The organism is Cutibacterium acnes, assembly GCF_003030305.1.
Lineage (GTDB): Bacteria > Actinomycetota > Actinomycetes > Propionibacteriales > Propionibacteriaceae > Cutibacterium > Cutibacterium acnes.
Map to the genome: position 1 here is coordinate 860,821 of NZ_CP023676.1, position 14,063 is coordinate 874,883.

Below are 14,063 nucleotides of genomic sequence, written 5' to 3' on the forward strand. Positions count from 1 at the left end.
CGTAAGGAGAAGCCCGAGTGCGCAGGTAAATGCTAAGTATGGAAGTGTTTTTGTCATCAGTACTCCTTTCTCGGTTTTATGAGACTGCCTCTTCATGGGTAGTCGATTTCTTGCGTTCCAGCTTCCAAACTGGAATCAAGCTTGAAAGTGAGGTCGTGAAGCTTGTCCAGGTGCTCGGCGCTAGCGTTCCACAGTGACCTGTCGTGTGCTTCGACCATGCGTTGGGCCATGCTGGCAAGGGAATGCGGATTTAATGTCGATAGCCTTTGCACCATCTCAGGATCATCGATGTAGGTGTCGCAGACCTCGTCGAACATCCAATCGTCGATCTGGTCTGTCGTAGCAGCTAGACCGACGAGATTGGTGACTCGTTTCTCGATTTCAGTGACCCCACGGTGCCCGTGGGCAAGCATGGCTTCCATCCAGTCCTTGTTGAGGAGGCGAGTACGCAGCCCCTTGGCAGCTGCCCTTCCAACGGAAGTCGTGTACACCTCATCTTGGGTGGTATCGGTCACAAGGATCGGGATTGATGTACCTTTGGCGGCGCGAACTGAATTACCCAATCCCCCTAAGTATTCGAAATAGTGGTCGAGATCGGTAATCTCGTACTCGTTGGACGATCGAGTCTGCGACACGAGGTCGACATCTTTGAGCCGGGAGTCATAGAGACCGTCTGTATGGGAGCCGTGATCATAACGGGTGTAGACGTGGCCTGAAGCAGCTGTGAAGGCCGTGGCAAGGTCTTCGGGACTTTGCCATTGTCCAGAATCGACGATGTCGGTCAGCCCCGAACCGTATTGGCCTGGAGGTGGCCCGAAAATTCGCGCGTGTGCCAGAGCTTCGATTCGTTCTTCGGGTTCGCCGGATTGACGCATGGCTTGTGCCTGTTGACGCGTTCGGGCAGCGAGGGGATTGATGTCAGCTGGTTCGTCCAGGGCCGCCACCGCATGAAGAATGTCGTCTAACTCATCGATGAGATTGCTGAAGAGGTCGCGGAAAAACCCGCAGATCGTGACGACGACATCCACCCTTGGGCGTTCAAGTTCATTGCTTGGAATGATTTCCCAGTGCGGAGAGTTCGGACGTCGTGGTGTCAAAGACCGCACTCCTAAAAGGCTCAGGATTTGGGCGTAAGTTTCACCTTGGGTACGGGTGGTCTCCAATCCCCACAGCACGACGGCGATCGTGGTGGGATCAGCGCCGTCATGGCTGGCGCGGTAGGCAGAACAAACGTGGTTGGCGATGTCACGCCCTCGTCGCACTGCGATGGGGGTGGGTACTCGCCGTGAGTCGAACTGGTACAGCGAATGCCCCGAGGGCAAGACTTCTGGATTACGTATGGGATCGCCACCTAAGCGTGCATCAACGTGACGTCCTTCGAGGGCGTGGAATAAACCTTCTATCTCGTCATTGTGTTGTAGCCGCGCGTACAGATTTCGTGCCCAAGACGCCAGGTACCCGACTCCCTGAGTGAGCGCCTCGTCTTCGGGGTTTTTGGGTTCCACAGATTTTTCGGGTAAAGATGTTTCGTTGGATGAGTCTGAAACCTCTCCCAGCACCTTGCCGACGACCTTGGCCTGCTCGCTAGGGGAGAGTGCGGGGGCTAGTTCACCGTCAAATGAACCGTGCTCGGCCATTCCGCGCACCATGAGTCGAGCCTCCTGCGGGGTATAAGCCTGTCCCCAGACGTGTAGACCCATGGGGACAAGCGAACGCTTGGTCCGTGCTAGCTCTACCTCGAGTTCATCGAGATCGGTCGGAAGATGTAGAGCTGTGGCGCGTCCGTGCACCTGTTCCAACAACTCGGCGCTGGTTTGGGGCATGAGGGTGACACTGCGTCGGTATTCGGAGATGAGATCGTCTAGTTCTGCCAACTCACCGTCGAGTCTTGTGGGTTGCATCACGGGAGGTTGATAACTCACGAGAACCGCGTGTGCGCGACGACGCGCAATCAGCCCCTCTGCAGCGTTTCCACAGTAATAGATGTACACGTGGGGGATATCACCGATGAGCATGTCGGGGAAGCATTCCGCGCTGACCGCGTTCTCTTTACCTTGGAGGAATTCCAAGGTGCCGTGTGTTCCGACATGGATGATGACGTCTGGTTTCCAGATTTGGCTCAGCCATGTGTAGAAACCGGCGTACTGCGGGTGTGGGGGACGAGTGGTGTCGTGGGTGTCAGTGGTAGCCATCTTGACTGAGCCACGACCTGGTTGGATACCGACCAAGACGTTCCCGTAGTCGACTGCGGGGATGATGAAATCGCCCTCAGGAGTCGTCATAGGGCAGTCGCTTGGGCTTGGGTGTGTTTCATACATACTTTGCCACGCACGGGGGTGCGGCAGATCTTGTTCGGCATCGGCGCGTAGGTAAGTTTTCGGCCGTACAGTCTGCGAATATTCAGGGGAGTTTACGGCTTGGGCCAGTAAGTCATTGAGAAGTTGTTGCCCACTAGGGGTCTTGGTCTGATAGCCGCGGTGCGACAGTTCGCGCATGATTGCCGCCATAGATTCGCTGACGTCCAGAAAGGCTCCGTTGAGGAGGTTCCCCTCTCCTGCAGGATAATCGTAGCCAATGAGTGCGATTCGTTTCTGAGGAGCCGGAGTTGTCGATAGTCTCAATTGGCCACGAACTCGTCGTGCAAATCTTTCAATTTGCTTTGGGATTGGCACGAGTACCGATGTGACGACTCCCGTGGTCGTGTTTTGAGCTGGCTCAGTCATCGCCGCTATCGGTATCTCGGCCAGACAACCGTCCATTTCGGGTAACATGAGCATGACCATGGCTTCACTCTGACCGAGGCCGTGTCGTGACTCGTTCCATTGTTTCTCGGTGTATCGGGAGAGTATGAGGGGATGCATAATCGGGGCATTGATCGATTTGAGCATGGCCGTGCTGGAATCAACATCACCCCCCATCGGCCCCCCGCCAATGCGGAAGCCCTGCATGCTGATAATAAGTTTTGGTGCGGCTTCGCTCAGAAGTGTGCGCAGAGCCTCCAAGGATTCGCCACCGGCGGCCACGATGCTGATGGGCACAACCCAGCAGTCCTTACGTAACGAATCCATTAAGGCGCGTACGACATCGTTACTGTCGTAGGGATATGTGAGGCCGCTGTAAAGAAGGACGACAGTGGGTCTTCCGTGTGGAGCGTCACATTCCTGGCGGTATTTTTCGACGGTGGAGAAGTGTCTACTAGGCCACGGTGCACCGACGCTCGCAGGGGCTAGAGCCTCGGGTGGTGTGGGCACAACGACCTCTGGGTGACCGCCGTCGAAATGAAGCAGATGGCGAAGGAAAAAATCTGCTTGCGGTTCTCGCATCGAGTGGAAGGCTTTACCCAGCGCGGAAAATCTCTTCGCGTCGGCCATAAATTTTGGTGCGGTTCGCATCCCTTTCACTGTGGCATGTACACGATTTATCCCAGAGATTTCACCTCCAGAGTCTGTGGATGACCCCATTTCTGTGATGATAGGAATCATTTTTTTGGCACTATTCAGTATGCCCTTAATGCTCTTTTGGGCTCCCGTGTTTCCGAGCATCGACTTCATGTCTGGCGGCATGTGTTTCATGTCAGCGTGGCTGTCAGTTTTTTCTATGGCATTGCGGGCTGTCGCCATGGAGAACGATCCTAATCTCACCTTGTCGATAAACTCGGCTCCCCAAGAAAGGACTGCCCCATCAAAGTCGTCCAAAGTTAATCGTGTAGCCCGAATCCACTGGGGGTCACCACCCATGGCGTCAAGGACGACGATATCGCTGTCGTGAATAGCTCTTGTCAGTGCCTCAAGTTCTTCTGGAGTGGGCCTCGTGGTAGAGTTAAAGAAATGCAGTTCGAGAAGATCGTGGCTTGGATCAATGGTCTTGGCTGCTTCGGAAACATGTTTCACGAGATCGGGGAACACAGTCAAGAACGTAATTTTCATCGTGCTTCCTTCAAGGGGCGACGTGGTTGGATGACTGGGAGCTTGCCTTGGGGATCCGTCGTAATCCACGCTTCGATGTCGAAGTTCTCTTCGATGGGCCCGGAGGATAGCGCGTCAGGTGGTCCTTCGAGTGTCAGCTGGCCATTTTTAAGAATGGCGCATCTGTCGCAATAGCGGGCGGCTTGAGTGAGGTCATGCATGACGGCTATGACGGTGATTCCCCGTTCCTGGTTCAGCGATCGAACAAGATCGAGGACTCGCAGTTGATGGGTGACATCTAGATAGGTTGTGGGCTCATCGAGGATAAGGACAGTGGGTTCCTGTGCCAGGGCCGCCGCCAGCCACACTTTCTGTCGCTCTCCGCCTGAAAGAGTGGTGACGCGTCGATCGGCGAAGCACGTGACATCGGCCAGCTCCATTGCTTGTTCCACATGGTTGTCGGCGCTGGTGTCCCTTATCTGCCACCACGGTGTGTGGGCATATCTCCCGTAGCCAACGAGGTGACGTACGGTGAGGTCAGAGGGAGCGGTCGCGCTCTGCCAGACGATCGCAATACGACGCGCGATACAGGATGCGGACATCGTGGATAGATCCGTTCCATCGAATTTGACGCTCCCTGACTCGGGGGAGAGGGCTCCGCATAACGTGCGTACCAGGGTGGTCTTCCCAGAACCGTTGGGGCCAAGTATGGCGTGCATAACTCCCGCCTGGAATGATACGGAGACGTCATTGAGAATCTTGTGATTGCCCAAGGTGACGTTCAAGTGGGAGCCGGAAAGTATAGGTGTTTCCATGATATTTCCCATCTCACAATGTCTTTCTGAGGAGGAAAAGAAAGAAGGGAACCCCCAGTGCTGTGAGCATGATGCCAACCGGTATCTCGAAAGGATCGAAGATGACCCGACTGCATGTGTCGCTCAGCATAACTAATGCAGCTCCGGCGAGCACACACGCTGGAACCAGGATGACGTGGCGATTTCCGACGATCAGCCGCATGATGTGCGGCACGATGAGACCGACGAACCCGAGCAACCCGATGGCGCTGACTGTGCTGGCGGCTAGGAGGGCCGCCACGGCAGTGAGGACAAGGCGATTCGCTTGAACGTTCATTCCCATGCCTTGTGCAACTTGATCACCCAGAGTGATGATGTCGAGTCTGCGGGACAGCACAACGGCGGCAATGATCCCTACCACGGTATATGGCCAGATGAGGGACACCTCGGCCCAACTGCGCATGGCGAGGCTGCCATTCATGAACATGAGAGCGCCTTGCACATTGTCGGCCATAAGTACCATGACAGCGGAGATCCCTGCGCCGCACAGCGCTGAGACGGCAACCCCGGAAAGGATGATTCGCAGTGGTTGAACGCCACCCCTCCATGCGAGTGCATAGATTGCCATGGCTGCCAACATCGCACCGATGAACGCCATTACAGGTACAAGGTTTGCTCGTTCTGGGAAAATAAGCAGCGTGCCTATTCCTAGAAGCCCTGCGCCCGAGGAGACCCCGATGATGCTCGGATCGGCAAGGGGATTGCTCATCACGGCTTGAAGAATCACACCCGACGTTGCAAGGTTCATGCCGACCAGGGCAGCAAGGACGACCCTGGGGAATCTCACTCCCCATACCACCCTATGCCATTGGAAATCGGACGGACCGAACAATCCTTTGACTACGTCAGAGGGTGACAACTGTATCGAACCGAACCCGATCCCTGTTATGACGCTGACGATCATGATCGCAACAAGGATGACGAATACGATTGCCGTGAGGTGGTGCCTTCGGTGGCTGTTACTTGACGTTGTCTCCGTTGTCGATGTGAGTGTTTTTGTTTTGGCGGGTATTGTCATGGTTCAATGGGTTTTCCAAAGATTTCCGGATGCACAGAAGCTGCCATGTAAGCCACGGAATCTGGGTAGTTGGGGCCACCGTTGAACAGGAAGTATTGTTGAGGCAGGTAAATGATTTTCTTTTTTCGTACGGCATCCACTGCCTGCCAGGCTGGGTTGCTGGTCAATTCTCTGTTCACTATTTGCCGGGCTAGTGCGTTGTTCTGTACCATTGAGGTGACCATGATGATATCGGGCTGTTGCTGAGTTATTTTCTCGACACTGAGCGTGGCAGTTTCGGCATTTGGGTCATCTGGAATTGCCGACGAAGCGATGTTCTTCAACTTGAGAAGTTTGGCCATTGATCCGGCGATGCTGTTGTTTAACTTTAGTGATATTGACGTGGCTGTTGCGAACAGAATAGCGACCCGTTTGCCGTCTGCTGGCATCTTGTTAACGGTGGACTTGACCTGTGCGGAAATTTGAGAGGAACGCTTTTTGGCTTCTTTGGTGTGGCTGAGTACTTTACCGAGGGTTTGATAAGTTTGGAGAACCTCATCCAGTGACCTCGTTTTGATGTTCAACACAGGAATTCCTTGAGAAGAAAGTTTGTCTGTTACGTTCTGGCTTACGGCTCCAGGTGCGATGACGAGGTCTGGGTTTGTAGCAAGTATTCGTTCTAAATTGACAGCATATATCATGCCGACCTTGGGGACCTTCTTTATGGCTGCAGCATGGGCTGGTTGAAGTTTTTCATTTCCAGTTAAGGATGGCGTGCATGCCGCCGTGCCGCCCAAGTCATACCAAATGCTGAGTAGTGTCGCAGACAACAGGCATACTCGCTGTGGTCTTGTCTTAAAATCGACTTTATGGCCGAAGCTGTCGGTTACACTGAAGGACGTCTTTGCTTCTTCTGCTCTGGATTCTCCTCCCTTTGAAGGATCTGAAGTGCCGCAGCCGACCATTGTCATGGCCAGTATTACAGCTATAGCTGCACTAATGCGCTTCCAGGCTGTTTTCTGTGTGTGCAACTGTTCAACTCCTGTTATTATGTGTGCGGTTTCTCTCTTCTGGCTTCTAGGGCCGGTAGAGGGTGTCAGGGTGAAGGGCTACCGTAGAAAGAACTCTCCACATCCGGACTTGTTCGACGGTCCAGTTGTCGATGGGATGAATGATATCCCTCCCTAATTTGCCTGTTTATTGGGGGTGGGTGTTTAGGATGTCCGGTGGCGCTTCTGTTGGGTGGGTATGTGTCCTATCCTCAATGCCTGTGAGTTGCATAAACGTGCTGTAATGATAGTTGCGGGCTTGTGGTGGAGTGACTGATCGCACGGGATGGATTTGGTGTTAGGTTGCGGGAAGAAAACTTATGTTGACCTCTAGTTGTTGGCGGTCATGACGTTGTACTTCCCGGAACTGCAGCATGAAAGAGCAGGCTCTGATCGGTGCGAGAGGTTTGGTTTCGCCCAGCCTATGCATACCCGTGCTGCAGTCGGTCAGCTGCTACAGGGGGGCGGCGGTGATGCCTTTCTCGCGTCGGTTGTGGCGTGTTCTTGGTGAGGTTGGTTTAGCTGATGAGGTGGGTGGTATGGAGGCTGGATTGCGTACCGTTGTTGGGTCGGGTGGTACGAGGCTTTCCGGGGGGTCAGGCCCAGCGGTTAACAGTGGCTAGGAACCTGCCCACCGGAGTCGGTCGCACGTGGTCGAGGATACTGAGAGCGAGTCTTCCTGTCCCTTGGCGTGAGGCGGTTGGGCAGTTAATGGTGGTGCAGTGACAGCACCCGCGAACAACGACTCGCGACTCGGCCGCTGTGAGTGGCGAGAAGTATCACTTTGCCTTCATTGGCGAGATCTTGTAGAAGATTTAGGACCAGGTCCTCGTTGTCCCGGTCAAGTGACGCCGTGGGTTCGTCGGTCAGGATGATCCGGCTCGGCTTGAGGAGCAATCGAGCCAAGGCGACACGCTGCTGTTCGCCTCCGCTAAGGGTGTGTACGGGAGTTTGTTCCTGCCCGGGCAGTCCAACGCGTTCCAAGGCGGATGCGAAGGAGGGCTTGGGTAGTAAGGGTCTTGGGCGCGCCGCGATGTCTAGGTTTTCGCGTACCGTAGCGCTCTCGAGCAGAGCCTAATCCTGAAAGAGGTAGCCGATGGTCTCACGGCGGACGCGTTTGTGCCGTCGACGCGGGATGGTAAGGATGTCCGTGCCGTCGATCACGATGTGGCCGCTGTCGGGCCGAATGAGGAGACCGATTGTCGACAATAGGATCGATTTTCCGCAACCGCTAGGGCCACGTAGGGCGATTATCTCGCCGCCGGATGCCTGGAAGTCATGGCCCTTCCAGAGGGTTCTGGAACCGAAGGTCTTGGAGAGGTTCTCCACCCGTAACACGGGGCTATTCTCGTTCATGGTTGCCGTCCCATTCATTGTCGTCATGCTTCGCGCGTCCTCAATGTTCGATAGAACCTGCATAGGAGAGAATGCTCAGAGTCGCGATTCCCACGCCTGCCGTGCCTGCCCAAGCCCACGGTGCGGTGTAAGCCCAGGACAGCAGGTCATGGGGTCGCCTTCCCTCCGCGATGGATTCGGTTCGTCCAGCCTGCCATGAGGTCACCGATCGCCATGCAATAACTATGGCCAGGGTGCCCCACAAACCGGTTTCCCATGCGACAACTTGTCGGAACATGTAGAGCCCCGACCACCCATGGAGTTTGCGCACCAAGCTTCGTTGCCGGTGCACAGTGCTGTACATTCCGGTGATGCTCACCGACGTTGCCACGACAGTGAGTAAGCTGGCGAGCGCGCCGAGGCTCGCGATCAGCAACTGTTGGCGTTGTTGGGAAGCTTTCTGGGCTGTGGATGCCCCTGCAGGTGAGATGCTGGCAACTGCCCTGGCAAGCGAGGGACTGGACGTGACACGTCGGGACTCGGAATTGGGATCGAGTAGGAGAATTCCACCGGTAGTCAACGCTGTCGTGAGGTCATCGCCTGACAATAGTCCTGAGGGGGACGCGGATCATCACGGGATCGGTCATCGTTGCCGACAGACCCTGTTCGGGGGACTGCGGTCCGTAGGTGAAATAGTCGTGAGAGCCCTCTTGCCGCGACCACTTGATTGTTGCCTTGCCGGCCTTTGCTGGTGCGGAGAGTTGTTGGGCAATAGCATGGCGGATGCGGGGTTCCACTGAGGACAGTGATACAGGTACGGTTCCCGTGACGGTGGATACATTTGGGGAGGAAGCGCATGCCGGTACCGGATGACGTTGGCAGTATTCGTCATTGATGATGAACAACTGAATCGGTGCAGGAAGACCAACGTCAACCGGACTGAGGTTTGCGACGATGAGACGGTGGTGTTCGTCCACGTCGCTCAGCCATGCGCCGACTGCGTCAACCATACGCTTCTCGCTGGCGGCGTCGATGACAGCCGAGCCGATGCCACGGAGTGCGACCCGCCCCACGTGACGATCGACCGTGGCCCATTGGGCTTGTTGGTCTTCATAGCGCCACAGTTCCCGTGTGGCAGAGGTGACTGAAACTATCAGCAGTATCGCCAACATGGCCACCGGAAAGCGAAGCAGATACGAGGCGGAGAAGACCGGGAGACTGGTCATTCGACCCTTGACCTGAGCCAGGATTTCTGCGCTTGACCATGCGATGGCCAACGTCACGATCTCGACTGTGAGGAGTACTGCGACGGATAGTATCCATATCTGGACTGACCAGCGAAACCATCGCATCCATTGAGCTAAACCGTTGTAAAAGCCGAGGATCGGCACACTGATCAAAGCCGTTGCTCCTATGCCTATGGCTGCGACGGACACCGCATGAAGAGTTTCTCGGCTGGCATGATGCAGCCACGAGTGACCGTGCAAACGGAGAATACCGTAACGCCGAGTCCGGGCGAACACCGCCGCCATGACCAGGGCGACTAATGCCCCCCATCATCCCGCCGTACGCCTTGATGATGTCAGGATTATGGCTGGCAACGAGTCCCAGGTTCACCTGGCCTTGTACCGAGGAGCGAAACCCCAATGCACTCATTCCGGAGGCGAATGTGGTGGCATCGGCGGCGTTGCCGTAGACGAGGTACTCGCCGCTGCGATCGGTGGACTGATCTTGATCCATGTGGGCGATATGGGTGATCATTTGCGATGACAGATTCGGGTAACCCTTTAGGAAAGGGATTGAGAGTGCCGCCGGCTGCGGAAACCAAATAGAGCCCCCGAGAGGACTCCGGATTGTTCAAATCGGCCTGCCAACGCCCGACCGCCACATGTTGTCGTTGCGAATACGTGGACATCCACGAGTCGACCGCCGAGACGTTTCGGTCTGGTGTTCCCTCGACGAGAACGATGACGGGGTGCCCAGCTGAGGGGAGCACCGTTTCTGCCGCGCCCAACAGGAATGATGCCATAAGAACGGCGACAACTGCCGTCAGAAAGTAGGGGAGGGATACCGGTGAGGGCCGTCTCATCATTGTGGCGGCTTCCTTCTGATCGGACCGTGGAGGGGTATCAGGCGGCACGTCCCACCGTAGGGCGTGCCGCCTGTGATGGGGTTGTCAGCAGGTGCGATACCAAGCCTTGTTCCCGAACCGTGCTGCATCGGTGCGAGCATAGGACCAACTGCCGGCCTTGACGCATGGCGAGCGCACAAAGTTGACCCCTTGAACTGAACTGCCATGTTTCTTCGAGCCGTGAAAATAGTCCGAGTATCCACGTCCGTATCGCCAAACTCCGCCCTCGGGCGGGTTGACGGTGTCGGCCATAGCAATAGTGGCTGTACTAGCGAGTAGCAGGCCCGTGATAGGGACTGCTGCGAAGTGACGCCAAACGGTGGACACGATTTCCTCCTTATAACTTCTCCTACTGAAACGCTTCATTGCCAGCAGGAGGGAGAGGGTCATCCAGCGAGGCTCATCGGGACCGGAGATGCAGGCTTTCAGATCTGACGTCCCGAACCCGGTCGCATGCTTTTAGCTAATCCTATCGCGGGTGGCTTGAACTAGGGTGGAGCTATGCGCCCTGTCACTGACATCACTCGCCGCGTAGCCCCTTTTCACGTCGTCAGTGAGTTTCAGCCTTCTGGTGACCAGCCGCAGGCCATTGCGGAGTTGGAGAAGAGGGTTAACAGTGGTGAACAGGACGTTGTTCTGCTCGGCGCCACCGGTACTGGCAAGACGGCCACGGTGGCGTGGCTGGCGGAGAGGCTGCAGCGCCCGATGCTCGTCATGCAGCCCAACAAGACGTTGGCCGCCCAGTTTGCCCAGGAACTACGTACCTTCTTCCCTGACAATGCCGTCGAGTACTTCGTCTCTTACTACGATTACTACCAACCTGAGGCGTACATCCCACAGACGGATACCTACATCGAGAAAGATTCCAGCCTCAACAAGGAAGTTGAAAGGTTGCGCCACTCCGCGACGAACTCCCTGCTCACCCGTCGCGACGTCATCGTGGTGTCAACCGTTTCAGCTATCTATGGCCTGGGCACGCCACAGGAATACGTAGACCGGATGATTCCACTGGAGGTCGGCCAGGAGTGGGATCGCGATGAGTTGCTGCGCGACCTCGTCACCAACCAGTACGTCCGTAACGACATATCGGGGGAGCGCGGCACCTTCCGGGTGCGCGGGGACACCCTCGAGATTTTCCCGGTTTATGAGGAGAATGCGCTGCGTGTCGAGTTTTTCGGCGACGAAATTGAGGCCCTCACGACGATGCACCCACTCACCGGGGAGATCATCAGCGAGGACGAGCAGGTCTACGTGTTCCCGGCTACCCACTATGTCGCCGGCCCGGAACGTATGGAGCGGGCCATAGCGTCCATCCAGCAGGAGCTCGAGGAGCGCCTGGCCGTTCTAGAGCGTGATGGGAAACTGTTGGAGGCCCAACGGTTACGTATGCGTACTACCTACGATATCGAGATGATGCAGCAGGTCGGTGCCTGTGCTGGCATCGAAAACTATTCGCGGCACATCGACGGACGCGCTCCCGGCTCAGCCCCGAACTGTCTGCTTGACTACTTTCCGGAAGATTTTGTGCTCGTCATTGATGAATCCCACGTGACCGTCCCGCAGATTGGCGGGATGTATGAGGGGGACATGAGCCGCAAGCGGACATTGGTAGAACATGGTTTCCGACTGCCCAGCGCGATGGACAACCGTCCTCTCAAATTCGACGAGTTCACCCAGCGGATCGGCCAGACTGTCTACCTGTCCGCCACGCCCGGTTCGTACGAGACCGAACGAGCTCACGGCGTCGTCGAACAAATCATTCGTCCGACAGGTCTGGTGGATCCGGAGATTATCGTCAAGCCTACGCGTGGCCAGATTGACGACCTTATGGGTGAAATTCGTACCCGAGTGGACCGTGGCGACCGTGTCTTGGTGACGACTCTGACGAAGAAGATGGCCGAAGACCTCACCGACTACCTCATGGAGCACGGGATTCGCACCCGTTACCTGCACTCGGAGATCGACACACTCAAACGCATCGAGCTGCTCAAGGAGTTGCGCATGGGCGAGTTCGATGTGCTTGTCGGTATCAACCTGCTACGAGAGGGACTTGACCTCCCGGAGGTTTCCTTGGTGGCGATCCTCGACGCCGACAAGGAAGGCTTTTTGCGTTCTGAACGGTCCCTTATCCAGACCGTCGGCCGCGCTGCTCGTAACGTCAACGGTCAGGTCATCATGTACGCCGACCAGATCACTGATTCCATGCAGGTCGCCATCGACGAGACAAATCGTCGTCGCGATATCCAGATGGCGTACAACAAGGAACACGGGATCGATCCACAGCCGTTGCGCAAGAAGATCGGCGACATCACTGAGATGCTGGCTCGCGAAGGTGCCGATACTGACGAGCTCGTCGAGAAGTTCAACTATGGGAAAGGCCACCGCGGCTACAATTCGATGATCACTGACGAGCAGCGAGCCGCCCAAGGCAGGAGACTCGACGTCTCGAAGATGGCCGAAGAGGATCTAGGCAAGCTCATCGTCGACCTCACCACCGAAATGCGTTCTGCGGCTGGCGAACTCAAGTTTGAAGTCGCTGCCCGGCTACGTGACGAAATCGCCGATCTTAAGAAAGAGTTGCGCCAGATGGTGGAGGCCAACCGGTAGACAGGGGCGGGAGTCGCGGTCGAGGCCCTGGTGTGCGAGTATGGAACTCCTTGGAGGGGAGTACTCCTGAGAAAAGTGTGGTCGTCATCACGATCGTGCCATCACGGTCCGGCTACACAGCCCCGGTCAGGCGATGATATGTGGCGTACCGGCGCGGACGAGACCTCCGGACTATCCCTTTGGAGGCCCGGATTTGCACGTTCATGCTTACGTCTGGATCATCACCATCCTCGTGATGGGGGCTCTGCTCTTCTTCGACGTTCTCGTCCTGGGGCGAAACCCCCATATCCCCTCCGCCAAGGAGTGTGCCACCTTCGTCGGCGTCTTCGTCGGCTTGGCGGTACTCTTCGGCTTAGGCGTCTGGATCCTACAGGGCCATGCCGCAGGGGGACAGTTCTTCGCAGTGTGGTTGACCGAGTACAGCTTGTCGATCGACAACCTGTTTATCTTCCTCATCCTCATGGAAAAGTTCAACGTCCCACGGAAATTGCAGCAATTCGCCCTGCTGGTAGGTATCATCGTCGCCCTCGTTTTCCGGGGTGTTTTTATTGCTCTGGGACAGGCCATTCTTGAGGCCTGGGCGTGGGTGTTCTTCATCTTTGGTGCTTTCCTGCTGTATTCGGCAATTGACCAGGTGCGTGAGTATCGGCACCGTGACGATGACGACGATGAGGATCCTGGTGAGGATGGCCGCTTCATGGCGTGGTTCAGGCGCACGGTTCCGGCTACTGGTGACTACCGTGGCACGAAGTTTTTCGTTCGCGAGAACGGTAAAACTCTCGCAACCTCGATGTTCATGGTTTGTGTCGCCCTGGGCGCCACGGACTTGCTTTTCGCCCTCGACTCGATTCCGGCGTCCTATGGTCTCACCAGCGAGGGGTATCTCATCCTTACCGCTAACGTCTTTGCTCTCATGGGTCTGCGCCAGTTGTATTTCCTTATCGGAAGCCTGTTGGAACGTTTGGTGTACTTGTCGCTGGGACTGGCCGTGATTTTGGGCTTTATCGCCCTCAAGCTCATTGGCCACGCGATGCACCACTACGGACTGGACCAGGCCTGGTTCGGCTTTAGCAGTGAGGTTTCGATCGGGGTTTCGCTGGGCGTTATCGCCGTGACCCTGGCTCTCACCACCGTCGCGAGTCTCATTAAAAGTCGTAAAGACGATGCCACAGCCGACGTCTGATC

Annotated in this window: 11 protein-coding genes and 1 pseudogene; 3 read left to right on the forward strand and 9 right to left on the reverse strand. The window is 56.2% G+C overall.

Translation table 11 applies throughout. The annotated features are described in order from the left end of the window. Window positions 1-92 precede the first annotated feature (92 nt). The 4 genes from CPA42_RS04315 to CPA42_RS04330 are packed head-to-tail and all read right to left on the reverse strand — an operon-like array spanning window position 93 to window position 6,787. The gene (locus tag CPA42_RS04315) at window positions 93-3,926 is read right to left on the reverse strand and encodes a cobaltochelatase subunit CobN (RefSeq protein WP_002515046.1); all 3,834 of its coding nucleotides are present in this window, start codon (window positions 3,924-3,926) and stop codon (window positions 93-95) included. After that, on the reverse strand, window positions 3,923-4,732 hold the full coding sequence (locus CPA42_RS04320; RefSeq protein WP_002519105.1) for an ABC transporter ATP-binding protein: 810 nt from the start codon (window positions 4,730-4,732) through the stop codon (window positions 3,923-3,925). The genes CPA42_RS04315 and CPA42_RS04320 overlap by 4 nt, the downstream gene beginning before the upstream one ends. A 1-nt stretch (window position 4,733) precedes the next feature. Further along, window positions 4,734-5,777, reverse strand: a complete 1,044-nt coding sequence (locus CPA42_RS04325; RefSeq protein ID WP_002515582.1) for a FecCD family ABC transporter permease — start codon at window positions 5,775-5,777, stop codon at window positions 4,734-4,736. Continuing rightward, on the reverse strand, window positions 5,774-6,787 hold the full coding sequence (locus CPA42_RS04330; RefSeq protein ID WP_002515600.1) for an ABC transporter substrate-binding protein: 1,014 nt from the start codon (window positions 6,785-6,787) through the stop codon (window positions 5,774-5,776). The genes CPA42_RS04325 and CPA42_RS04330 overlap by 4 nt, the downstream gene beginning before the upstream one ends. Here CPA42_RS04330 and CPA42_RS04335 point away from each other — a divergent pair. Continuing rightward, complete coding sequence (locus tag CPA42_RS04335; RefSeq protein ID WP_002525455.1) at window positions 6,705-6,944, forward strand: hypothetical protein; 240 nt, start codon at window positions 6,705-6,707, stop codon at window positions 6,942-6,944. The two genes, CPA42_RS04330 and CPA42_RS04335, sit on opposite strands and share 83 nt — an antisense overlap. A gap of 569 nt (window positions 6,945-7,513) precedes the next feature. On the opposite strand, the pseudogene CPA42_RS13090 reads toward CPA42_RS04335, so the two are convergent. The 5 genes and pseudogenes from CPA42_RS13090 to CPA42_RS04365 all read right to left on the reverse strand — a co-directional run bounded on the left by CPA42_RS13090 (window position 7,514) and on the right by CPA42_RS04365 (window position 10,598). Next, window positions 7,514-8,224: pseudogene (locus tag CPA42_RS13090) on the reverse strand (ATP-binding cassette domain-containing protein). After that, a complete protein-coding gene (locus CPA42_RS04350) occupies window positions 8,202-8,471 on the reverse strand; it encodes a hypothetical protein (protein ID WP_002515633.1) in 270 nt (89 codons plus the stop codon). The pseudogene CPA42_RS13090 and the gene CPA42_RS04350 overlap by 23 nt, the downstream one beginning before the upstream one ends. Window positions 8,472-8,733: 262 nt before the next feature. Further along, the gene (locus CPA42_RS04355; RefSeq protein ID WP_002519099.1) at window positions 8,734-9,672 is read right to left on the reverse strand and encodes a hypothetical protein; all 939 of its coding nucleotides are present in this window, start codon (window positions 9,670-9,672) and stop codon (window positions 8,734-8,736) included. Window positions 9,673-9,728: 56 nt separating this feature from the next. After that, window positions 9,729-10,232, reverse strand: a complete 504-nt coding sequence (locus tag CPA42_RS13525; protein ID WP_002525047.1) for a hypothetical protein — start codon at window positions 10,230-10,232, stop codon at window positions 9,729-9,731. An 84-nt stretch (window positions 10,233-10,316) separates the two neighbouring features. Further along, window positions 10,317-10,598, reverse strand: coding sequence for a lactococcin 972 family bacteriocin (locus tag CPA42_RS04365; protein WP_002515540.1), 282 nt, complete (start codon window positions 10,596-10,598; stop codon window positions 10,317-10,319). A 174-nt stretch (window positions 10,599-10,772) separates the two neighbouring features. Here CPA42_RS04365 and uvrB point away from each other — a divergent pair, with 174 nt between their 5' ends. Together uvrB and CPA42_RS04380 are read left to right on the forward strand one after the other, a co-directional pair. Further along, complete coding sequence (uvrB, locus tag CPA42_RS04370; protein WP_002515506.1) at window positions 10,773-12,878, forward strand: excinuclease ABC subunit UvrB; 2,106 nt, start codon at window positions 10,773-10,775, stop codon at window positions 12,876-12,878. Between the two features lie 193 nt (window positions 12,879-13,071). Next, on the forward strand, window positions 13,072-14,061 hold the full coding sequence (locus tag CPA42_RS04380; RefSeq protein WP_002515659.1) for a TerC family protein: 990 nt from the start codon (window positions 13,072-13,074) through the stop codon (window positions 14,059-14,061). The last annotated feature ends 2 nt before the right edge of the window (window positions 14,062-14,063 follow it).